This window comes from uncultured Gordonia sp. (genome assembly GCF_937858515.1).
Classification (GTDB): domain Bacteria; phylum Actinomycetota; class Actinomycetes; order Mycobacteriales; family Mycobacteriaceae; genus Gordonia.
The window spans coordinates 15576-38060 of record NZ_CALLZT010000157.1 but is presented as its reverse complement, the minus strand read 5'-3'; the positions used below and the strand labels follow the sequence as shown (position 1 = coordinate 38060).

The 22485-nt window shown below is 66.7% G+C and carries 20 protein-coding genes; 7 read left to right on the top strand and 13 right to left on the bottom strand.

Going from position 1 to position 22485, the window contains the following annotated elements:
- Positions 1–188: 188 nt before the first annotated feature.
- The 4 genes from Q0627_RS15250 to Q0627_RS15235 are packed head-to-tail and all read right to left on the bottom strand — an operon-like array spanning position 189 to position 3926.
- Entirely contained in the window at positions 189–800 is a 612-nt protein-coding gene (locus Q0627_RS15250) for a PaaI family thioesterase (RefSeq protein ID WP_298811169.1), read from the bottom strand.
- A gap of 4 nt (positions 801–804) precedes the next feature.
- Positions 805–2361: an AMP-binding protein gene (locus Q0627_RS15245; RefSeq protein WP_291020645.1), complete on the bottom strand. Its 1557-nt coding sequence runs from the start codon at positions 2359–2361 to the stop codon at positions 805–807.
- The gene (locus tag Q0627_RS15240; RefSeq protein ID WP_291020647.1) at positions 2358–2768 is read right to left on the bottom strand and encodes a Zn-ribbon domain-containing OB-fold protein; all 411 of its coding nucleotides are present in this window, start codon (positions 2766–2768) and stop codon (positions 2358–2360) included. Before Q0627_RS15240 ends, Q0627_RS15245 begins: the two co-directional genes overlap by 4 nt.
- 3 nt (positions 2769–2771) lie before the next feature.
- A complete protein-coding gene (locus Q0627_RS15235; RefSeq protein ID WP_298811165.1) occupies positions 2772–3926 on the bottom strand; it encodes a thiolase family protein in 1155 nt (384 codons plus the stop codon).
- A 227-nt stretch (positions 3927–4153) separates the two neighbouring features.
- On the opposite strand from Q0627_RS15235, the gene Q0627_RS15230 reads away from it, so the two are divergent.
- Positions 4154–5500, top strand: coding sequence for a phenylacetate--CoA ligase family protein (locus Q0627_RS15230; RefSeq protein ID WP_298811162.1), 1347 nt, complete (start codon positions 4154–4156; stop codon positions 5498–5500).
- Positions 5497–6207 (top strand): hypothetical protein, encoded by a 711-nt coding sequence (locus tag Q0627_RS15225; protein WP_298811157.1) that lies wholly within the window; start codon positions 5497–5499, stop codon positions 6205–6207. The genes Q0627_RS15230 and Q0627_RS15225 overlap by 4 nt, the downstream gene beginning before the upstream one ends.
- A gap of 388 nt (positions 6208–6595) precedes the next feature.
- Here the strand turns inward: Q0627_RS15225 and Q0627_RS15220 are convergent, their stop codons facing one another.
- Entirely contained in the window at positions 6596–7228 is a 633-nt protein-coding gene (locus Q0627_RS15220) for a TetR family transcriptional regulator (RefSeq protein WP_298811154.1), read from the bottom strand.
- A 19-nt stretch (positions 7229–7247) separates the two neighbouring features.
- Complete coding sequence (locus Q0627_RS15215) at positions 7248–8597, bottom strand: acyl-CoA dehydrogenase family protein (RefSeq protein ID WP_291020657.1); 1350 nt, start codon at positions 8595–8597, stop codon at positions 7248–7250.
- A gap of 194 nt (positions 8598–8791) precedes the next feature.
- Here Q0627_RS15215 and Q0627_RS15210 point away from each other — a divergent pair, with 194 nt between their 5' ends.
- From Q0627_RS15210 to Q0627_RS15195, 4 genes are read left to right on the top strand one after another with little or no spacing between them, the layout of a single operon-like run.
- The gene (locus Q0627_RS15210) at positions 8792–9880 is read left to right on the top strand and encodes an amidohydrolase family protein (protein ID WP_298811151.1); all 1089 of its coding nucleotides are present in this window, start codon (positions 8792–8794) and stop codon (positions 9878–9880) included.
- Entirely contained in the window at positions 9877–10275 is a 399-nt protein-coding gene (locus Q0627_RS15205) for a Zn-ribbon domain-containing OB-fold protein (RefSeq protein WP_291020661.1), read from the top strand. The genes Q0627_RS15210 and Q0627_RS15205 overlap by 4 nt, the downstream gene beginning before the upstream one ends.
- Positions 10276–10278: 3 nt before the next feature.
- The gene (locus Q0627_RS15200) at positions 10279–11424 is read left to right on the top strand and encodes a thiolase family protein (RefSeq protein ID WP_298811147.1); all 1146 of its coding nucleotides are present in this window, start codon (positions 10279–10281) and stop codon (positions 11422–11424) included.
- Complete coding sequence (locus tag Q0627_RS15195; RefSeq protein ID WP_298811145.1) at positions 11421–12917, top strand: AMP-binding protein; 1497 nt, start codon at positions 11421–11423, stop codon at positions 12915–12917. Before Q0627_RS15200 ends, Q0627_RS15195 begins: the two co-directional genes overlap by 4 nt.
- 337 nt (positions 12918–13254) lie before the next feature.
- On the opposite strand, the gene Q0627_RS15190 is transcribed toward Q0627_RS15195, so the two are convergent.
- The 7 genes from Q0627_RS15190 to Q0627_RS15160 all read right to left on the bottom strand — a co-directional run bounded on the left by Q0627_RS15190 (position 13255) and on the right by Q0627_RS15160 (position 21576).
- On the bottom strand, positions 13255–14403 hold the full coding sequence (locus Q0627_RS15190) for an acyl-CoA dehydrogenase family protein (protein ID WP_298811142.1): 1149 nt from the start codon (positions 14401–14403) through the stop codon (positions 13255–13257).
- Between the two features lie 115 nt (positions 14404–14518).
- Positions 14519–15550 carry an acyl-CoA dehydrogenase family protein gene (locus tag Q0627_RS15185; RefSeq protein ID WP_298811141.1) on the bottom strand — a complete coding sequence of 344 codons (1032 nt, stop codon included), beginning with the start codon at positions 15548–15550 and terminating at the stop codon, positions 14519–14521.
- Entirely contained in the window at positions 15547–16707 is a 1161-nt protein-coding gene (locus Q0627_RS15180; RefSeq protein WP_298811138.1) for an acyl-CoA dehydrogenase family protein, read from the bottom strand. Before Q0627_RS15180 ends, Q0627_RS15185 begins: the two co-directional genes overlap by 4 nt.
- A 5-nt stretch (positions 16708–16712) precedes the next feature.
- Positions 16713–17921 carry an amidohydrolase family protein gene (locus Q0627_RS15175; protein WP_291020673.1) on the bottom strand — a complete coding sequence of 403 codons (1209 nt, stop codon included), beginning with the start codon at positions 17919–17921 and terminating at the stop codon, positions 16713–16715.
- A gap of 106 nt (positions 17922–18027) precedes the next feature.
- Complete coding sequence (locus tag Q0627_RS15170; RefSeq protein WP_298811136.1) at positions 18028–19059, bottom strand: hypothetical protein; 1032 nt, start codon at positions 19057–19059, stop codon at positions 18028–18030.
- 52 nt (positions 19060–19111) lie between these two features.
- On the bottom strand, positions 19112–20341 hold the full coding sequence (locus tag Q0627_RS15165) for a CaiB/BaiF CoA-transferase family protein (RefSeq protein WP_291020677.1): 1230 nt from the start codon (positions 20339–20341) through the stop codon (positions 19112–19114).
- Positions 20338–21576 carry an acyl-CoA dehydrogenase family protein gene (locus Q0627_RS15160; RefSeq protein ID WP_291020679.1) on the bottom strand — a complete coding sequence of 413 codons (1239 nt, stop codon included), beginning with the start codon at positions 21574–21576 and terminating at the stop codon, positions 20338–20340. The genes Q0627_RS15165 and Q0627_RS15160 overlap by 4 nt, the downstream gene beginning before the upstream one ends.
- 95 nt (positions 21577–21671) lie before the next feature.
- On the opposite strand from Q0627_RS15160, the gene Q0627_RS15155 reads away from it, so the two are divergent.
- The gene (locus tag Q0627_RS15155; protein WP_291020681.1) at positions 21672–22463 is read left to right on the top strand and encodes an enoyl-CoA hydratase/isomerase family protein; all 792 of its coding nucleotides are present in this window, start codon (positions 21672–21674) and stop codon (positions 22461–22463) included.
- Positions 22464–22485 lie beyond the last annotated feature (22 nt).

The following is a 22485-nucleotide window of genomic DNA, read 5'->3' as shown; positions in this document are numbered from 1 at the left end:
TCCCATCTTGATCCCTGAGGCCGTTGCGACGTAGGAGCGAGGGTCACGAAGGGTCGGGTGAGGTGACGGCCTGACTTGTGTGGCAACGGTTTTGGGGTGTTGTAAAGCGGTGGCCCCTTCTTGATCCCTGAGGCCGTTGCGAGGAACGAGCGAGGGCCGCGTTGGGTCCGGTGAGATGACGGCCTGGCTTACGCCGAACCCGGCCGCAAGACCACGAACAGCCCGTGTGCCTCGGCGCACAGACGCTCGCCGTGCCGGATCTCGCCGGTGAGGTACCGTTTGCGGCCCTCCTCGCGGTCGAACCGCACGATCACGTCCAGGTCGGTGTCGACGGGGGTGACGCTGCGGTAGTCGACGTGCAGATATGCGGTGCGGGCGATGGGCCGCCCGTGCGAGTTGGCGAACCGGCCGAGCGCGTCGTCGAACAGCAGCGGGATGGCGCCGCCGTGTGCGGCGTTGTTTCCGCCGAGGTAGTGCCGGCCGAATCGGACGGTGCCCCGTGACTGAGTCTCGGTCTCGGATTCGACATGCACCACGGGCACGAGCGTCTGCCCACGCCCGGGCGCATTGAGCCTGCCCGACAACTGCGACCATTCGTCGGTCTCGGCAGGTGCCAGCACGTCGATGAGCTGGGCGACCAGCCCCGCCGCGGTGCGGGTCTGCTCGGCGTCGGGTGCGGCGGCGGTGAGCACGTCCTGCAGAACCCGGAACTGTTCAACGAATTCGGCGTAGCCCTCGGGCACCGTGACGGGCGCGGGCTTGTCCCACCAGTTGGGCATGTTCTTGGGCAGTGCTTCCATGGCTCTAGTGCGCTCCTACCTTGGTGATGTCAGCCTTCCCAGGGTATCCACCACCGCCGAACGCGGCGTCGAGGGCGTCGTAGTCGGTCTGCCCGCCCACCGTCGGAAGCGCGTCGACGAACTCGACGAAGCGCGGCTTCTTGTACGAGGCGATGCGTTCCTTGCAGTAGTCGCGCAGCTCGTCCTCCGATACTGATCCGCCGTCCTCGAGCACGACGATCGCCTTCACCGACTGCACGAACGCGGGATCGGGAACCCCGATGATCGCTGCGGCCTTGACCGCCGGATGGCTGGTCAGGGCGCCCTCGACCTCCGGCGGGTAGATGTTCTCGGCCGCCGACTTGATCATCCGCGTCATGGTGCCCAGGAATGCGACGGTCCCGTCGGCTTCCCGGCGACCGGCATCGGTGGTGCGCCACCACCCGCCGTCGAGGAATCGGGCCTCATTGACCGCCGGCCGGTTCCAGTAGCCCTGGTGCACGGTGTCACCACGCAGCGCGATCTCGCCGATCTCGCCGTCGGCCACCTCCACGCCGTCGGTATCGACGATCTTGACCTGGGTGAACGGCGACGGCCGCCCCCCGTTGCCGATGCCGGTGGGACCGAACGCCTTGAGCAGCGCGAGTCCGGTGACCTCGGTCTGCCCGAATCCGCCCGGCCGTTGCGCCCACGCGGAGGTGTCGGCGGGCAGCGCGTCGCCCCACACCGGGCCGAACGCGCCGGCTCGCAGCGACGAAAGGTCATGGGCGCCATCGGCGTTGATCGCCCTGATCTCCATGATGGTCGGCGGCATCAGGAACGCCGAGGTGACCTTCTCCGCGGCCAGGATGCGCAGCACCTCGGGCGCTTCGACGCGGCGCAGGTACACGTTGGTGCCGCCGTGGATGAACACCGGCAGCGAATCGAACTGGAAGTTCCCGATGTGGAACAGCGGCCCGGAATTGAGGAACACGCACGTCTCGTCGATATCGGTGGCCGCCGAGGTGGCGATCGCCATCGAGATGAGGTTGTGATTGCTGAGCATCGACCCGCCGGGCTTGTCGATGATGGCCGCCGTGTAGATCACCAGCAGCGCGTCGTCGGCCGAACCCTGTTCCGGCACAGCCTCTGTCGACGCTACGGCCACCAGCGCGTCGTAGCCGTCGGCGGCGTCGGTGTCGAGCTGGATCCAGGTGCCGGCCGAACTCGCCTGTTCCCGGGCGGCGGCCACGGCGGTGCCGATCTCCTCGTCCTGCCACACGGTCAGTGCGGGCGCGAGATCGTCGATGACGAACGCCATTTCGTCGCCGGACTGGCGCCAGTTGACCGGGCAGATCATCGCGCCCACCCGGCTGGCGGCGATCATCAGCTCCAGGAAGCGGTACGACGACTGCGCCAGCCACAGGATCCGATCGCCGCGCCCCACACCGGAATCGGCGAGGACGTGCGCCACCTGATTTACTCGGGACTCGAATTGTGGCCAGCTGAACCGGATCTCGCCGTCGACGACGGCCGTGCCGCCGGGATATCGGCGACTGTTCTCGGTGCAGATGCCGGACAGGGTGAGGTGGGTGCTGGTCACGATGAGGGCTCCGTTTTGCTGGTGGGGGTGAAGGCGGGCAGGGTTGCGTTCTCGATGTCGATGAAGTTCACCTGCACGCGCATGCCGATGTGGACGTCGGCCGGGTCGCAGCCGACGATGTTGGTCAGGTAGTTCCAGCCCTCGTCGACGGCGACGACGGCCAGCAGGTACGGGTTGTCAAAGTCGGCCGACGGCGGCCGGTGCACCACGGTGAACGTGACGACGGTGCCCAGACCACTGCTCGGTGCGTACGACCAGTCGGTGGAAGTCGTTCCGGGAACGCATCGTTCGGGCGGAAAGAAGTATGTTCCGGTGGTATTGCAGCGGGGCACCATCAGCCGGTGTTCGCGGGCGGAGTCCCAGAACTCCTGGGACAGTACGGTCGGTCGTGCGTCGAGTCTGCGCATGGCTCAGCCCTTTCCGAGGACGGCGATCTCGTAGTGGCCGGCGGCCGATCCGGCATTGGCGGCCAGCGTGATCTGTGGGTCGGCGACCTGGTGGACGGCGGTGCCGCGGAGCTGGCGGACGCATTCGATCACCTTGAGCGTCATCTGCTGGGTGCCGTTCCACGCGTACGACAGGCAGCCGCCGTCGGGGTTGACCGGGTGCGGCCCGTCGAGTCCGATGGAGTGGTCGGCCACGTACTGACCACCCTCGCCTTCGGCGCAGTAGCCGAGAACCTCCAACTGCCGGATGATCTCGAACGAGTTGGGGTCGTACAGGCTCAGCACGTCGACGTCGGTGGGGGCGATCCCGGCCAGTCGGAAGGCGCGGCCCGCGGCCCGTTCCCCGAGCCGGCCCACCTCGCTGTACGACGGCGGTAGCACATACGCTCCGCCGGCGGCCTCCATCGCGCCGCCGAGAATCGAGACCGGTACGTGCGGCAAGTCGCGGGCCCGCTCCAGGCTGGTCAGCACGACGGCGGCGCCTCCCTCGCCGGTCAGGCACACGTCCAGACGGTGCAGCGGGCTGGCCAGCATCGGCGAGGCCAGGATGTCCTCGACGGTGTACGGACCCTTGCCGAACATCACCGCCTCGGGATTGGTGCTGCCGTTGTTGCGGATTGTGGCTGCGACCGCGGCCAGTTGCTCGGGCGTCGTGCCGAATCGGTGCATGTGTTCGGCGGCGACGAGCGCGAACAGCGGCACCACGTATCCGCCCCACACGTCGGTGAATTCGCACGGTTCCATCCCGGGGCCGACGCTCGCGCCGGGACCGAACATCCCGGCCATGCCGCCGCCGACGACGGCTACATCGCACAGTCCGGCGTCGATCGCCGAGGCCGCCTTGAGAACGCCGCGCGCGCCGGAGGTGTCGAGCAGTGAATCGCTGACCCAGCTGACGGGGCCGCCGAGGGCACGCGCCCACGAGGCGCCTTCACCGGGTTCGCCGCCGGGACCGGGCCAGTCGGCGGCCACGCCGTCGACATCGGACGGTTGCAGGCCGGCGTCGGCGATCGCGCCGAAGACGGCCTCCTGTGCCAAGTCGAGCGATGTGCGGTGGGGAAGACTCCGGCCTTGTTCGGTCGCGTACACGCCGACGATGGCCACATCTCGCAGGCTCACAGTGGGGGACACCCTCTCAGGAAGTCAATCAGTACAAACAACTTAACAATTAACACGCGTGGGCGCCACGGGTCGTTTTTGTCCGGTTCTATACAGTTTAATCAGTTTACTGATAGAGTGTGCGCCAGGTCACGACGAGACGGCCGCCGCCCGGCCCGGGCGGTGCCCCGTGAACAGGTCCCACGACCGGCCCTATGACCAGTCAAACCTCAACAACCGGAGGAAGATTGACCATCCAGAGTGGGCTCGAAGCCGCGAGCCCGGTACCAGATACCGAAGCGCATGAACTGCTGGAGCCGGAGATCGAACGCGCCCCACGCGACAAGATCGAGGCCGGCCAGGAGGCCGCGGTGCTCGACCTGGTCCGCTATGCCTGGGACAACTCACCGCTCTACCGCGAGCTGTGGACCGCCGCCGGTGTCACGCCCGACGACATCACCTCGATCGAGGACTTCACCACCAAGATCCCCGCCCTCAGCAAGGCCGACATCATCGCCTACCGCGAGCGCACCGGCGACCCCTACGGCGGCCTGCTGTGCGTGCCCGCGACGGAATTGACCTCGCTGACAACCACTTCCGGAACGACCTCGGCACCAGAGCCGCTGCCGGAGATCTGGACGCAGGCCCCGCCGCTGCCCGCCGCGTCCACGCGCGATCTGTACGGGCACGGACTGCGGCCCGGCGACCGCGTGCTGGTGCCGGTCGGCAGCTTCCGCAACTACTGGGACGACTTCTACCAGGCGCTCGGTTGCACCCCGGTGTTCGCCGACAGCTGGCTCGGCCAGGGCGAAGGTCTGCTGCGCGCCATCAAGAAGCACAAGGTCGCCTACCTGCAGACGCACCTGCCGGCGATCATGGAGTTCGAGAGGCTCGAAGACAAATACGACCTGCGCGACTACTTCTCGTCGGTCAAGTTCTTCTCCTACGCGGGCATGCCGATGGGCGAGGCCCTGCGGCGCAAGGTCACCGAGGAGTGGGGCGTCAAGGTGGTCACCTACACCAGTGCCGGTGACACCGGCACCGCTTGGGAGGGGCCGGGATTCGACGGCTACCAGCTGTGGGAGGACACCATGTTCCCCGAGGTGGTGGATCCGGTCACCGACGCCCCCACCCCCGAGGGCGAGATCGGCGAACTGATCGCCACCGACCTCGACAACCGGGCCGCCCCCTACATCCGCTTCCGCTCGGGTGACCTGGTGCGCGTGAGCCGCGAACCGGATCCGGTGGGCCGCACCCACACCCGCATGTGGGTCCTGGGCCGTCAGGGCGACGAGACGATGATCGACGGCAAGGCCATCCTCGTCAACGATGTGTGGCGCATCGTCGAAGCCGAACCCGAGCTCAGCGACGGCATGTTCCAGATCATCCGTTCGTCGGGTCCGATGACGCGGTTGCGGCTGCGGATCGGCTACGCACCCGAACGCACCACCGACGTCGGCGACGTGGAAAGCCGGGTCGTGGCCGCCCTCGAAGCCGGTCTCGGCGTCGGTGTCGACGCCGCCATGATGACCACCGAAGACATCCTGCAGTACAGCTCCAGCGTCGCCAAGTTCCCCAGGACGGTGAAGGAATGACACGTCAGACAATGCTCGAGGCCGCCGCCCGGCTGCCGCGCTCACCCCTCTACGGCATCGGCGTCGCCCGCGCCGGCGACGACTACATCGACTACGAGATCGGCTGGGACGACTTCGCCCGCGACACCGACTGGGCGCACGCCCAACTGGTGGCGGCCGGGGTGACCGGTGACGACCATGTGCTCGTCACGACCCCCAATCACGAAGCGCCGCAGATGAGTCCGATCGTGCACGCGCTGCGTCGCATCGGGGCCACCTACACGCCCACTGAGACCTACGGTTGGGACGTCAACCGGTTCCTGTCGATCCTGCGCAGCTTCCCGGTCACCGTCGTCATCGGTCTCGGCGAGGAGACCCTCGGCGCCATTTCGTCCCAGGTCGACGACCTACGGGCCGAATTCGCCAAGGTGCGTCTGCTATGGGCCCGCAGTGGCCCGCACGCCACCCTCACCAATGCCGGCATCCCGTCCATCGGACTCGAATTGCTCGGTCCCGCACTGGGTCTGGCCGTCCCCTCGGCCCCTCACGACCTCCAGGTCAATGCCGCCGAATGGCAGGTCACCGCCGCCGACGACGGCTCCCTGTCGGTCGCCGGCACCCACGCCCGCCACGACCCCGTCCCCGCCATCCCCACCGGCCTGTCGGGCACCCTCACCCACCAGGATGAGAACACCACCCTCGTCCGCATCGGGGCCGCCCCTGCGTGAGAGCCTGGCGTCACCTGACCCTTCGTGACCCTCGCTCCTCCGTCGCTTCAGCCTCAGGGATCAAGAAGCCTGGTCGCGACAGACCACCTTGATTCCTGAGGCTGATTGTTCGTGACTAATCATCTTGATTGCTGGGGCTGATTGTTCGTGACCGTCATCTTGGTTGCTGGGGTTGATTGTTCGTGACCGTCATCGTGATCGCTGGGGTTGATTGTTCGTGACCGTCATCGTGATCGCTGGGGCTGATTGTTCGTGACCGTCATCGTGATCGGTGGGGCTGATTGTTCGTGACCAATCATCTTGATCCCTGAGGCCGTTGCGACGAAGGAGCGAGGGTCGCGAAGGGTCCGGTGACCTTTCGCCACCTGACGCCACCGAGGAGCCGCACTCAGCGGGAGTTGTTCTCCGCCACTCGGACCCGCAGTCCGTCGATGAGGGTTTCTATGCCGAAGTTGTAGTAGTCGGCGCCATGCAGGTCGTCGAGGTGACGGACCATCCGGGCCAGGGTCTCGGGCAACTCCCCGTCGTCGGCCGGCCGCGACACCAGCGTCACCTGGTATCGCCCGAACAGGTACGTGTGAATCATCGAGTACGCCAACAGAACCTGACGCTCGGACAGTCCGGCGGACTCCATGATCTCCATGAACGCATCGACCAACCGCCGGTCGGTCTGCAGCATCCGCTGCAGCAATAGTCCGGCGATCCCGGGATGCCGCCGCAGATGGGTGTCGATACCGTCGATCAGCTTGCGCAGCCGCATCTCCCAGGGCCCGCTGTCCGCCGTCGGAATCGCCACGTCCGCGAGCGTTTTCCGGGCCACCAGGTCGAGTAGTTCCTGCTTGTCGGCGACGTACGAGTACGCTGCCATCTGCGACCGCCCCAACTCCTTCGACAGCCGCCGCATCGACAGCGCGTCGAGCCCGTCGGACCGGATGACCCGCAGTGCGGCGTCGACGATCTGATCCTCGGTCAGCGTCGCCGGACGCCCCCTGCTCTTCTTTCCGACTGGTTCAGCGGGCACAGCGGGCAGTGTAGTCGCCTCAGATGCCAAGACGCTCCAGCATCCGCTCGTGCGCCAACGCCGGTCCGCCGAGGAGCAGGTCGGTGGTCCGGGCCCGGTTGCGCAGCCCTGCCACGACCTCTCCGTCGATGCCCGAAGCCGCCGATCCCAACAGCAAGGCAACCCTGCGCACCGCCCGTGAGCAGCCGATATGGGCGATCGCCGCGGCCACCGACGCGGCATCGAGGTCGTCGTCGCCCTGTAGCGTCACCGCCCGGTACCAGAGTGCCGTGGCGGTGCAGCGGGCCACTTCGAGTCCGGCGATCAGCCGTGTGTAGCGGCGCCAGGCGGCGTCGTCGTCGCACGACGGCGGCACCTGCGAATAGTCGCCCAGGGCCCTGTCGACCAGACCCATCTGCTCACCGGCCAGCACGGTCCCGGCCTTGTCGACGGTGCGGTTCATGATCCGCCCGCCCGCGCCGTCACGCCCGATGAGCCGACCTGGGGCGGCCTCGAAGGTAATGCGGGACAACTGATGTGCCTCGTCCAGGCCGTCGAGCGGTTCGACGGTGACCCCGGGCGCCGACCTTTCGACCGCGTACAGCGACGGCCCACCGATCGTGCGGGCGATCACCAGCAGCGTCGCGGCATCGGATGCGCCTGGTACGTACCATTTCTCGCCGGTGATCTCCCACCCGTCGCCGACCGGGGTGGCGCGGGTCTTGACCAGCGCGGGATCCCAGGAACCGGTCTTCTCGGCGGCGGCGAGGGTGCAGGTATGCACGTCGACGGTGTCGTCGGTGGGCGAGCCGGCAATCCAGAATGCTTGCGCGCCAAGGCCGGCCGCGCCGAAGTACGGCGTCGGCGACAGGGTGTACCCGGCCGAGTACGCGACCCGCGCCAGATGGATGGCCGAGCCGGTGAACGCCTTGTCGGGCCAGCGATCCTCGGGCAGGATCGCGGCCAGTTCCTCGGTCCGTTCGATGACCCGCCCGGTCACGTCCTGCGCGACGACGTCGAGGGCGCGTTCGGCGTCTGCGGTGAGCGCGGCCGTCGCGGTGGTCAGCGTCAGCATCGCGGCGCGGAACGGATTGCCGGTGTCGATGAGCAGTCGCGGGCCGAGGACCTCGGCGATGAACTCGCCGGTCGCGGCCAGCACCCGGCTCTCGGCGGCGTGGATGACGGCGTCGGTGCAGACCACATCGCCGCGGCGCAGTTCGGCCACCGCGCTCAGGTCGACGATCAGGTCGCTGAGGGTGCGGCGCAGGGCGCGGTCGTCCCACGTCCAGGTGGACCGCATCAGCGCCGACAGGTTCTCGGGGGTCAGCAGGGCCAGGTATTCGGCGCGCTGCTCGGGGGTGAGGCCGGCGGTGTCGGTGGTCTGTGTCATGGAAGCTCCTGGAAACGGTATCGGGGCCGGGTGGGGGCTACTCACGGCCACATCTTTACGTTACAGTGTAAAGTATGTGGCCGACAGGGTCACCTTTCTTCCATATCCGCCGCTCATGTCCCGCACAGCCCCGGACACCGGATGTATGTCCGGAATCCACGACATGAACCGAAATCCCGACAGAGGAGAAATCCATGACGCAAGCGATGTCCGCCCCGTCCGAACAGGCCGGCGACGAAAAGATCTGGGCCCACTCGGGCGACTCGCACCTGATGGAACCCGAGGACCTGTGGACCGCGCGCCTGCCCAAGGCCCTCGCGGACCGGGCGCCCCGCTCCGAGCGCGGCGAGAAGTACGAGATCGTCTACATCGACGGCACGCAGATCGACCGGCAGCTCAACGACTTCATGGACGCGATGCGCCCGCCGGGTTTCAAGGACCTCACCATCCGCCTGCGCGACCTCGACCAGGAAGGTGTGCGCAATCAGCTCGCCTTCCCGTCGATGGGGTTCTGGGTGTGCAACATCCGCGACCCCGAACTGGAGAACGCCGTCGCCCGCGCCTGGAACGACTGGGCGATGGAAGACATCATGGGTAAGCAGGACCGCATCTTCGCGCCTGCCATCATCCCGCTGATGGACGTCGACAATGCCGTCGCCGAGGCCGAGCGTGCCGCCGAAATGGGTTTCAAAGCACTGTATTTCCCGTGCGGCATCCCCGACGATCGGGCCTGGGGCCTGGACATCTGGGAGCCGCTGTGGACCGCGGCCGAGCGACTGGGTCTGCCGCTGACCTTCCACATCGGCACCGGATCGGCCAATGTCGTCTACCGCGGCCCCGGCGGCGCGGTGGTCAACTACATGGAGACCACCTACCCGGGTATGCGCGTCGTCTCGCACATGGTGGCCGGCGGCGCACTCGACCGGCACCCCGACCTCAAGGTGCTCATCGCCGAGGGTGGTGCCGCGTGGGTGCCGGCGATCGGTGACCGCATGGACGAGGCCTACCGCCAGCACGGAATGTTCGTGCGGCCCAGGCTCTCCCGGCTGCCCAGCGAGATCATCCGTCAGCAGGTGTTCGCCTCCTTCCAGCACGACATCAGCGCCGTGCAGGTCATCGAGGACACCCACTACGACAACGTGCTGTGGGGCGATGACTACCCGCACCTCGAAGGCACCTACGGACACACCCAGCAGACGCTGCACACCATCTTCGACGGCGTCGACGACCGCATCCGCGACCGGGTGCTGCGCGGCGCGTTCGAGGAGCTTTTCGGGGCATGAGTTCAACGGACACAGCAACTTTCACCGCACCTGACGGTCTGTTCCGGGTCGGCGACGACGGTGTGCACCTGATCGCGTCCCGGTCGTCACGATCGGAGTTCCTGGTGTTCCCGGCCGAACCTGGTCAGGAGACGGTGGAACTGAGCACCTCGGGCACGTTGTACACCTGGACCAGCCAGGAGTTCGTACCGCCCGCACCGGCTATCACCGACGGTGAATTCCGTTCGTACGGAGTCGGATACGTGGAGTTTCCCGAAGGAATCCTGGTGGAGGGCCGGCTCACCACGTGTGACCCGGCCGAACTGCCCATCGGCGGACCGATGCGCGTGATCACCATCCCCTTCGCCGGCGGCGAGACATTCGCCTTCACTCCGGCACCCGGAAACGAGGACTGAACCATGACCGAAGTGTCCGTCATCGGCGTCGGGATGCACCCGTTCGGCCGGTTCCCCGGAAAGTCCGCCCTCGACATGGGTGCCGATGCGCTACGCGCCGCACTCACCGACGCGGGCATCTCCTGGTCCGATGTGCAGACCTGTTTCGCAGGCAGCCTGGAGGTGTCCAACCCGGATTCGGTGGTCGCCAAGATCGGGCTCACCGGCATCCCCGTGTACGGGGTGTTCAACGGCTGTGCCACCGCCAACACCTCACTGTCGATGGCGGCCAGGGCGATTGAACACGGTGAGGCCGACATCGCGGTCGCCGTCGGTTTCGACAAGCATCCCCGCGGTGCGTTCTCGGCTGATCCGTCGGTGCTGGGTCTGCCCGCCTGGTACGCCGAAACCGGGATGTTTCTGACGACCCATTTCTTCGGTATGAAGATCAACCGGTACATGCACCAATACGGCATCACCCCGATGACCTTGGCGCGGGTGGCGGCCAAGAATTTCCGCAACGGCGAACTCAATGAACGCGCGTGGCGGCGGACCCCGATGAGCGAGGAAGATATCCTCGCCGCGCCGTACCTGAACTATCCGCTGACCCGATTCATGTACTGCGCCCCCGACGAAGGGGCGGCGGCGGTGGTGCTGTGCCGCGCCGACAAGGCCCGCGAATACCAGAGCCAACCTATCCGGCTTGCGGCGTCGTTGCTGCGTACCCGCACCGACGGGGCGTTCGAGGTGCAGTGCCCGTCGCTGCCTGCCACCGGGGCACCGAGCCCTACCGTCGCCGCATCGCTCGCGGCGTACGAGCTGGCCGGGGTATCGCCATCGGATGTGGGGGTGGCGCAGTTGCAGGACACCGACGCAGGCTCCGAGGTCATCCACATGGCGGAGAACGGATTCTGCGCCGACGGTGATCAGGAGAAACTGATCGCGGACGGGCACACCGAGATCGGCGGTTCGTTGCCGGTGAACACCGACGGTGGTCTCATCGCCAACGGCGAGCCGATCGGGGCGTCGGGACTGCGGCAGATCCACGAGGTGGTGCTGCAGATGCGTGGGCAGGCCGGAAACCGGCAGATCGCTGTGCCGCCTCGTGTCGGCTACACCCACCTGTACGGGTCGCCGGGTACCGGCGCGGTCTCCATCCTGATCCGGTGAGTACCGACACGGTGCCGCGGACGACGGTGTTCGAACCCGATTGGGCCGGCCGGACCGCGATCATCATCGAACCATCCGGTGATTCCATCACTTTCGGGGAACTGGAGGCCCGGTCCAACCGGGCCGCCCAGTTCTTCCGATCGGCCGGTCTGGCCACCGGCCGCACAGTGGCGATCGCGATGGAGAACCGGATCGACCTGCTGGTGCTGGCATTCGGTGCGCAGCGGGCCGGGTTGTACTACGTGGTGGTCAACACCCATCTCACCCCCGCCGAAGCCGGCTACATCATCGCCGATTCCGGTGCGGCCCTGGTGGTGTCGTCGGCCCAAAGCCGCAGTGCGATCGGCGAACCCGCGGTGCCCGCGTACTCGGTGGATCCGGTCGACGACTCGCTGTGGCGGACACTGGATCTCGCCGACTACCCGGCCGAACCGATCGCCGACCAGGCCGAGGGTGACTTCCTGCTGTACTCGTCGGGTACCACCGGGCGGCCCAAGGGAATCGAAAGAGCCCTGGGCGGTGGCGCATTCGGCACCTACCCCGATATCCCGGGCAAATGGCTGGCCGGACTGCTCGGATTCGGTGCCGGCGATGTGTACCTGTGCCCGGCGCCGCTGTATCACGCAGCGCCGCTGGGCTGGTCGATGGGAGCGTTGCGGCACGGCGGGACCGTCGTCGTGATGGAACATTTCGACGCCGCCACCGCGCTCGAACTCATCGAGCGGCACCGGGTCACGCACAGTCAGTGGGTGCCGACGATGTTCGTTCGGATGCTCAAACTCGATGCCGCCGTTCGTGATCGGCACGACTTGCGCAGTCACCGCGTCGCCGTACATGCCGCCGCCCCGTGCCCGGTGGCCGTGAAACACGCGATGATCGACTGGTGGGGACCGATCCTGTTCGAATTCTATTCGGCTACCGAAGGTGTCGGCGCCACCAGCATCTTCTCCGCCGACTGGCTGACCAAACCGGGGTCGGTGGGCAAGCCGATCATGGGCACCCCGCATATTCTCGACGACGACCATCAGCCGCTCGGGCCGGGGGAGGTCGGCACCGTATGGTTCAGTGGCGGATCGCCTTTCACCTACCACGGCAATCCGGAGAAGACCGCGCAGGCCTACGACGACGCCGGCCGATCGACAGTCGGTGATATGGGCTGGCTCGACGAGGATGGCTACCTGTTCCTCGCCGACCGCCGCACCAACCTCATCATCTCCGGCGGTGTCAACATCTACCCCCGCGAGATCGAGGACGCTTTGATCCTGCACCCCGACGTCGACGACGTCGCGGTCGTCGGCGCCCCCGACGAGGAGATGGGTCAGCGGGTCGTCGCGCACGTCGCCCCACGCCCCGGCGCATCGCCATCGGCCGAGTCGCTCACGGAGTTCGCCCGGAAAACCCTGGCAGGCTTCAAGATCCCCCGCGACTACCGTTTCGTCGACACCCTGCCCCGCACCCCCACCGGCAAACTCCGCAAACACCTGCTGGTCTGAGCGGGTTGCCTCAGGCGTGCATCTCACCGGACCCTTCGTGACCCTCGCTCCTTCGTCGCATCAGCCTCAGGGATCAAGATGCCGGGTCGCGGCCACACATCGTGATTCCGTTGTGGGGCATGACTTACAGGTGCGCGACCAGCCTTCTTGATCCCTGAGGCTGATGCGACGCAGGAGCGAGGGTCTCGAAGGGTCCGGTGGCTTTGGGCTCTCACGCAGCCACGAGGTGCTGTGGTGGCGACCCCATATCTTGATCCCTGAGGCCGTTGCGACGAAGGAGCGAGGGTCTCGAAGGGTCCGGTGACGCCAGGCTCCCAACGCTTGTGGCGGTGAACCCTCAGAAGCCGAGTTTGCGGCCGATGAGGTCGAGCATGATCTCGTTGGTGCCGCCGTAGATGCGCTGGACACGGGCGTCACGCCACAGGCGGGCGATCTCGTACTCGTTCATGTAGCCGTAGCCGCCGTGCAGTTGCAGGCAGCGGTCGACGATCTTCCACTGCGTTTCCGTCGCCCACCATTTGGCGCCGGCTGCCTCCTCGGCGGTCAGTTCGCCGCTGTTGACGTCGAGGATGCATTGGTCGACGTAGGTCTGCATCACGTCCACCTCCACCCGCATCTGCGCCAGCGCGTGCCGATTGACCTGGAACTTGCCGATCTCCTGCCCGAAAGCCTTGCGCTCGTGCGCATACGAGGTGGCCAGATCGACGGCGCGCCGTGCCTGGGCGACGGCGTGAATGGCGATGCCCAGCCGTTCGGCCGGCAGATTGCGCATCAACTGGTAGAAGCCGCGGTTCTCCTCTCCGAGCAGATTCTCCACCGGCACCCGCACATTGTCGAAGAACAGTTCCGCGGTGTCCGCCGACTTCTGCCCGATCTTGTCGAGCTTGCGTCCTCGCGTGAATCCTTCCATCCCGGTCTCGACGACGATGAGGCTGATGCCCTTGTGGGGTTTGTCGGCGTTCGGGTCGGTACGGCAGGCGACGACGACCAAGTCGGCGAGCAGCCCGTTGGAGATGAACGTCTTGGCGCCGTTGATGACGTAGTGGTCGCCGTCGCGGCGCGCCGAGGTCTTCACATTCGCCAGATCCGATCCGGCACCCGGCTCGGACATGGCGATGGCGGTGATGTACTCGCCGGACACGTATTTCGGCAGCCAGCGCTTCTTCTGTTCCTCGGTGGTGAGGTCACGGAAGTAACCGGACAGGATGTCGTTCTGTACCCCGAGCCCGATGCCGACGGCGCCGGTGGCGTGATACTCCTCGTTGAGGATGGCGTTGAACCGGAAATCCTGGATATCGGCGCCGCCGAACTCCTCCGGCATCTCCCAGCCGATCAGCCCCAGTTCCCCGGCTTTGAGCCAGACGTCGCGGTCGACATACCCCCGTTCCTCCCACTCGTCCGAATGCGGCACGCATTCGGTGAGAAAGAATGAACGTGCGGTGGCCCGGAAATCATCGTGTTCAGGTTCAAAGATCTTGCGGCGCATAGTGGTTCTCCCTATCTGAATGTTCTTTGGTTGCGAGGTTTCGAGGCTCGTCACCGGCTCTCCTCACACCTCAACCGCCAGGCGAGGAGCCCCGAAACCCGGTGAGCCGACGGTGTCAGTGAGTGGTCGCGAACTCCCACACCGACACACCCGAGGCCAGGAACACCGACGCCAGTTCCCGCTCCCACACCGAGGGGCCGTCGAAGTCGCGGTTCCAGGCGAGCACGCGGGTAGTGAAGTGACGCAGCTGGTGGTCGAGGGTGAAGCCGATCGCGCCATGTGCCTGATGTACGTCGCGAGAGACGGCCACCGCGGCCCGGCCGGCGTGGATCTTGGCCACCGCCACGGCGACCTGCGCCTCGGGACCCCCGAACCCGTGTTCGTCGACGACAGCAGCGGCATGCGAGGCGGCGGCCTTGGCGGCCACCAGATGCCCGGCCGACCGGGCGATCAACTCCTGCACGGCCTGGAACTTGCCGATGGGACGGCCGAATTGGTGACGTTCACCGACGTGGACGGTCGCCAGGTCGAGGGCCCGTTCGGCGGCGCCGCAGATCTGCGCCGACCGTGCCCACGCACCCCTGATCCGGAACTCGGGCCGCAGGTCGGCGGTGGGCAGGGTCCGTAGCGCCGCGGCCGGAACCGTGACATTGCCCCGGTACTCGCCGGCCAGATCACCGACCGGCGTGACCGAGCACTCGGCCAGGTCGGCGACCCCGACGAACCCCGGCCCGGTGACGACGACAACCGACGCGACCTGTGCCCACGGAACATGTTCCAGGACAACCAGGTCCGCATCAGGTGACAGCATGGTCGAAGCGGCGGTCAGCGGCCCGTCGGGTACGTCGGCACCCGCGGCGACGAGCAGCCACGCCGCCAGCAGGTCGGTCTCGGCGAGCGGTGCGGGCAGCGCGTGATACCCGGACCGGTCGAGAACGATTGCGGCCTCGGTGATTCCGGCACCGCTACCGCCGGACGTCTCAGGTGCCGTCAGCAGCGACAACCCCGATTCACCCAGCAGTCGCCACGACTCGGCGCTGTACGGCAACGCGGTCTGCTGACTGTGCAGGTGCGGTTCGGTGATGGAACCGAACATATCGTCGGCCAGCTCACGCAGGCCGGCGAGTTCGGTGGCGGTGGCGGTCAACGCAACCCCAATCCCCGCGCGATAACGCCGCGCAGAATCTCATTGGTGCCGCCGCGCAGGGTGAATCCCGGTGCGTGCAGCAGACCTTCGGCCAGCAGACGGGACAACTCGACGGGCGACTCCGGGTCGGCGGGCACCTCGGGTACCAGCTCCGCGCAGGCGGTGACGGCACGTTGTTCGAAACCGGTACCGATCTCCTTGACGACGGCGGCACTCAGGTCGGCGGGCTGCTTGTCCGACAGTGCCCGGGCCACGGATGCCGACAGATGGCGCAACGTGGTGAGGTCGGCGAGAAGCCCACCGAGGGTTCGCAGCTCGTCATCGTCGGCACCGCGCAGCCGCAACCGCGCGCCGACCGCGTCGAGAAGCGGTTGCGGCGACAGGATACGTTCTGGCCCACTGCGTTCGAATGACAACTCGGCACCCACTTGCTGCCAGCCGTTGCCGACGGCGCCGACCACCATGTCGTCGGGCACGAACACCTTGTCCAGCACCACCTCGTTGAAATGGTGCTGACCGGTGAGCAACCGGATCGGCCGGATGTCGATGCCGGGCGAATCGAACGGGATCAGGAACTGGCTCAGCCCGTCGTGCCGGTGGGCCGGGTCGAGATCGGCAGTGCGGGCGAGGACGAAGAACGCCTCGCTGTGGTGCGCGCCGGAGGTCCACACCTTGGTGCCGGTGACCTCCCACCCACCGTCGGTACGCACCCCTCGCGTACGTACCGACGCCAGATCCGACCCGGATTCGGGTTCGCTCATCCCGATAGCGAAATAGCACTCACCGGAGGCGATCCGGGGAAGGTACTTCGCACGCTGGGCGGAGGTGCCGTGTGCGAGCAGGGCGGGCGCCACCTGCCGGTCGGCCACCCAGTGCGCGGCGACGGGTGCGCCGTGTGCGAGCAGTTCCTCGGTGACCACGAACCGGTCGAGGTAGCTGCGGCCGGGTCCGCCGTATTCGGCGGGCAGGGTCATCCCCAGCCAGCCCCGTTCTCCGAGACGCCGGCTGAATCCGGGATCCCACGACGAGATCCACGAGTCGACCCGCGGCTGCCATCCGTGGGTGGCGCGGTCGGTGACGATGAATTCGCGTACCGCGGCGCGCAGTTCGCCTGTTTCGGGTGGCAGCGGCGCCACCTCGGGGACCAGTCCGAGCATGCCCGTCAGGTCCCGGCGATCAGGTTGATGCCGTTCTCGCGCAAGAACAGTCGCCGATTCTCCTCACCTAGTCCTTCGACGCGGGTGTAGAAGTCTGCGGGTTCGCGCAGTCCTTCGGCGTGTGGCCAGTCCGAACCCATGAGCAGGCATTCGGTGGTGCCGAGCTTCTCGACCATGCCGATGGTGTCGTCCTCCGGGTAGGGCACCACCCGGATGTGCTTCTTGAACACCGTACTCGGCCGTTCGGTGAGCTGCCCGCCGAGCCAGCGACCGTTGCGGGCCATGCCGCGGCTCTTGTCCATGTGCCGGATGAAATGCGGAATCCATTCGGCGCCGAATTCGCTCACCAACACCTTGATGTTGGGGAAACGGCCGAAGAGATTGTCGAAGATGAGCGCCGACAGAGTGTCGGTGACGGGCCGTTCGCCGTAGCTGTTCTGCCACTGCCACGCCGAGAACTGGAACGGCGGCACGAGGCCCCAGCCCCAGTCCGCGGCCACATTCGACTGGTAGTAGAACTCGGAGATGTGGTAGCAGACCACAGCTTTGGCCTCGTTGACACGGGCCCAGAACGGATCGAAGTACGGATCGCCGGGTGAGCGTCCGTACGCCGGGCCGGCGGGCAGCAGCAGGAAGCGGGCACCGGCGTCGAGCACTTTCTCCAATTCTTCGACGGACCGGTCGAGGTCACGCAGCGACAGCAGCGCGGGCGCGTAGATGGTGTCGTGGTAGGAGAATCCCCAGTCCTCGTCGATCCACCGGTTGAATGCGCGCAGGTTGTCGTACAGCGGGTCGATGCCGTCGAGGTAGGCCTCGGCGAGCAGCGCCCAGCCGCCCGGATACATGATCGCCTTCTCGATCTGCTGTTCCTTGAGCTGAACCAGACGCTTGTCCTTGTTGAGGTATTCCTCCTGGATCGGCTCGTAGAACCGGTCGGAGTCGGAGTTGTCGCCCGATGCCCGCTGCTTGAGCATCTCCACCAGCGACCCCGGAACGTACGCCTGGTCGAGGTCGTTTTCGAGTGCGGTCACGATCTTGTCGTTGGCCAGCAGCACTTTCCGGTCGTAGCCGGGTACCTTCACCGGCCGCACCGCGGTGTGCAGTTTGTTGGCCGGCATGAAGCGGGTGAACGCGTCGGTGGCCTCGTAGCAGTGCTGGTCGAAGTCGGTCATCAGGTAGGGGAGGGTTCCCACCGAGTTCTCGATCAGTGCCATGACAATCCTCCATGTGTTGTGTGGCAGTTATCGGTTCGGCACTTCGTGGTGAATAGTGTTGTGCCGCTGTTATTGTGGTTCGGACTTGTGGTGGTTGCCGGTGTGGCTACCAGCTGCGCCGATCGCCGGCCGCGGGAACTGTTTCGCCCCAGGCCATCCACACGTCGGGCACCCGATCGTCGTCGGCGCGGTGCATCCGGCCCTCCTGTTGCGGATTGGGGATCTTGCCCAGGCCGGCCATCCGGCCGTGCGGGTCGGCCTCGCACACCCAGCGTTCGCCGTCGATGACGTAGTCGATGCGCTCGTGCCAGTAGCCGTCGGCGTTGCGGTGCACGGTCAGGTCCATGCTCTTGCCCACGGTGACGGTTCCGTCGCTGCTCGCGCGCACCGCGACATGGAAGTCGCCGTTGCCGAACAGATAGTGGCCCACCTCGCAGGAACCGTCGGCGTAGTGATTGGCCCACGAATACCACGACAGGTACTCGGCATCGTGCAGCGGATCCTTGTCGATGTAGAGCCGCCCGCCCTCGGGCATCCAGGCCTCCTCCCAGAACAGGAAGCCGCGCACCGGTTTACCGGCGATGTTGCCCTCGACGAACCACGTCTGGGTCAGATACAGCAGCGACGAGTCGGGGCCGGGCAGGAACCATTGCAGCGGCGGTGTGGCGAGCGTTCCCGTCGCCTCGATGACGTCGGTTTCGATGTAGTGGAAGGAGTCGGTGGTCAGGGCGAGCCGGGTGCTGCGGCCGTGCTCGTTCGGTCCGGCGGTGAACTCGACCGAATCGGGCCCGGCGGTACGGGTGAGGCTATTACTGTCGATGGCGTAGCGCGGTTCACGGCGCAGCATGAGCTGCGAGTCGGGGCTGCCGTCGCTGTAGGTGAGGATGAGTTTGCCACCGAGGGAGAGGATTTCGTCCGGCTTGTGCTCGTCGCGGGCGGGTGGGATGCGACGCATGATCGTGTACAGGCCGCCGTCGTCGTCACGTAGTGTGCCCCAGATGTAGCCGGCCTCGACGCTCAGCCCGTGCAGCGTTGCTCCGGGCGCCAGAACCTGCTCGGGTTCGAACCGGCGGGCACTGGCGATCGCGGCGTGCCGGAATGAGCCGGTGCGGGGGAGGCCGGTGAGAGTGATGGGCATCGAACGCCTTTCGGTCGGTTGCGCTGGTATGTGAGTCTCAGAATGTGCGGGTTCAGATAGCGCCGGCGGCGCGGAGTTTGTCGATGTCGGAGGTGGTGGCGCCGAGTACGTCGGCGAGTACGTCGTCGGTGTCGGCGCCGAGTCGGGGCGGGCGGCGGTAGCCATGAATCGGCGTCTGCGACAACCGGATCGGATTGCGCAGCACCGGAACAGCTGAATCACGAACTGCGCCGGTATCGGTGTGCCGCAGCATCTCCCGGTGGACGATCTGCGGATTGGCGAACACCTGCGGCATCGAGTTGACCGGGCTGCACGGCACGTCCGCATCCTCGAGCCTGCGTACCCAGACTTCGCGTGGTTCCGTGGCGAAGATCGCCGAGAGCACCTCGAGCACGTGGTCGCGGTTGGCTATACGCGCCGACACCGTGGCGAACCGCGGGTCATCGGTGAGTTCGGGCCTGCCGAGCGCCCCGGCCAGACCCGCGAACTGCCGCGGCGTGCTGGCGACCACGAAGATGTCCTCGCCGTCGGCGCAGGTGAACGCCTGCGACGGGATGCCGCCGAAGCCGCCGTTGCCGCGCCGCGGTGCGGGCTCCCCGGACACCAGATAGTTCTGCACGTAGTGCGAGAGCGAGGCCAGCCCGCAGTCGAGCAACGACATGTCGATGTGCTGGCCCTCGCCGGTGGCATCCCGGTGCCGCAGGGCAGCGAGAATGGCTGTGGCAGTGTACAAGCCGGTGAGGATGTCGACCATCGACACACCCACCTTCATCGGTCCCGCGCCGGGTTCGCCGTCGGGTATCCCCGATACGCTCATCAACCCGCACATCGCCTGGAACACGCCGTCGTATCCGGCGCGATCGGCGTACGGCCCGTCCTGGCCGAAACCGGTGACCGAGCAGTACACCAGCCGCGGATTGATCTCACGCAGACTGTCGTGGTCGAGACCGTACTTGGCCAGCACACCGGTGCGGAAGTTCTCCACCAGCACATCCGATTTCGCAGCCAGATCCCGGATCAGCCGGGCCCCTTCGGGTGTCGAATGGTCGACGGTGATGGATCGCTTGTTGCGGTTGGTGCTCAGGTAGAAGCCGGAATCGCGGTTGTCGGGGTCGCCCAGAAACGGTGGGCCGTAGTCGCGGGCGTCGTCGCCGACTCCGGGGCGTTCCACCTTGATGACGTCGGCACCCAGATCGCCGAGCAGCTGGGTTGCGAAGGGGGCGGCCAGGATTCGGCTCAGGTCGAGAATCCGGATGCCGGCCAGTGCACCGGGGGCGGTCACCTGCGGGCCTCCTTCGGCAGTTTCAGCACCCGTTCGGCGATGATGTTCTTCTGGATCTCACTGGCCCCGGCGTAGATGGTTTCAGCACGGCCCCGCACGAACGCCCGCCGCAGCGTGGTCGCCTCGTCGGTGGAACCTCGTTGCGGGGCGCCTGTTTCCGAAGACCACTCGGTGCCCAGCAGGGCGTCGGTGCCCATCACGTCCATCGCGATCTCGGTGAAGTCCTGATGCCAGCGCGACCAGTAATACTTGCCGATCGACGCCTCCGGCCCGAACTCGCCATCGCGCAGCGCGGCCGACAGGGTGCGTAGGTTGTTGTACGCCATGATCTGTAAACCGATGTAGGAGTGGATGATCCGGTGCCGGATATCCGGATCCTCCAGCGGCGCCCGGCGCCGGGCCAATGCTGTGAGATGGTCCATTTCGCGGACGAATGAGAACTGGTAGTTCAGCACAGAGGTGGCGCGTTCGTGGCCGAGGGTGGTCATCGCGGCCCGCCAGCCCTCACCCGTCGCGCCCAGTACGTTGTCGGCGCTCGTGCGGGCGTCGTCGAAGAACACCTCGTTGAAGCCGCTGTCGCCGAGCATGGTCCGGATGGGCCGCACCGTGACACCGGGCTGGTCGAGCGGGATGAGCATGTACGACAGGCCGGCGTGTTTCACACTGCCCGGCTCGGTGCGGACGATCGCGAAGATCCAGTCGGCGTGGTGGGCGAAGGTGGTCCAGATCTTCTGCCCGTTGATCACCCAGTCGTCGCCCTCGCGGTACGCCCGGGTGGCCACATTCGCCAGATCCGATCCCGCTCCCGGTTCGGAATAGCCCTGACACCACACGACTTCACCACGCGCCATCGGCGGCAGCAGGCGCTGCTTCTGTTCGTCGGTGCCGTAGTGCAGTGCGGTGGGCGCCATCAGGGTCTCGCCGTGGAACGCCGCCCGTGGCGGAGCGCCCGCGCGGGCATATTCCATCGCGAAGATGATCTCCTGCGTCATGGTCGCGCCCCGGCCGCCCAACTCCACCGGCCACGACAGGCCTAGCCAGTTGCCGGCGCCCAGTTCGCGTTCCCACGCGCGGCGCAGCTCCCAGTTGTCATCGTCGTCGGGTCCGCCGCGATCGGCCTGTCCGGCGAACTCGCCCACGAGGTGTTCGGCGAGCCAGGTGCGCACCTCGTCACGAAAGGCGGTGTCGGCCGCCGACAAGGGCAGTCCGGCCACGCCATCGACTGAAAGGTCCATGGCTCGTATAGTACAATCAATTAGCGAATTAACCCAGAGGGCGGGCGGTGGATCCGGCCACGGGGGTTCGAGCGGAAGCATCGGAGGTCTGGTCCGTGCAGGACATCACCTGGACACTGTCCGACGGGATCGGGACGATCACCCTGAACCGGCCGCAGGTACGCAACGCCTTCACCTTCCCGATGCTGCGCGAATGGGAACGGATGTTGCGCGAGGCCAGGGACGACGACGCCGTCAAGGTCGTCGTGCTGACCGGCGCCGGCGACAAGGCGTTCTGCTCGGGCGTCGACCTGGGCTCGATCTCCAACGCTAACCCCGACCTCACCCCGCTCGAACGCAAATCGCAACTGCACGACGAGGTGCACCGGGTGGCCCGTGCCGTCGCCGACCTCGACAAACCGATCATCGCCGCCATCAACGGCGTCGCGGTGGGGGCGGGCCTGGACATGGCGCTCATGTGCGACCTGCGGATCATGTCGACCTCGGCCCGGGTGCTCGAAGGCTATGTAAAGGTGGGCCTGACCCCCGGTGACGGCGGTGCCTATTACCTGCCCCGGATCGTCGGTACCGCCAAGGCGCTCGAGTTGCTGCTCACGGGGGATTCCGTCGACGCGGCTGAGGCGCACCGCATCGGTCTGGTCAACCGGATCGCCGAGCCGGCCGAGTTCGCCGGGGCCACCGAACAGTTCGCCCGGTCGATCGCCCAGCACGCACCGGTCACCGTCCGGATGATCAAGCGGCTCACCTACCAGTCGGTCGACGCCGATCTGCGTACCGCGCTCGAACTCGCCTCCTCGCACTTCGCGGTGGCCTCGGCCACCGAGGACGCCGCCGAGGCGCTCGCCGCGATGAAGGACAAACGTCAACCGCAGTACCGCGGACGCTGAACAACCTCAAGGGAGTATCTTC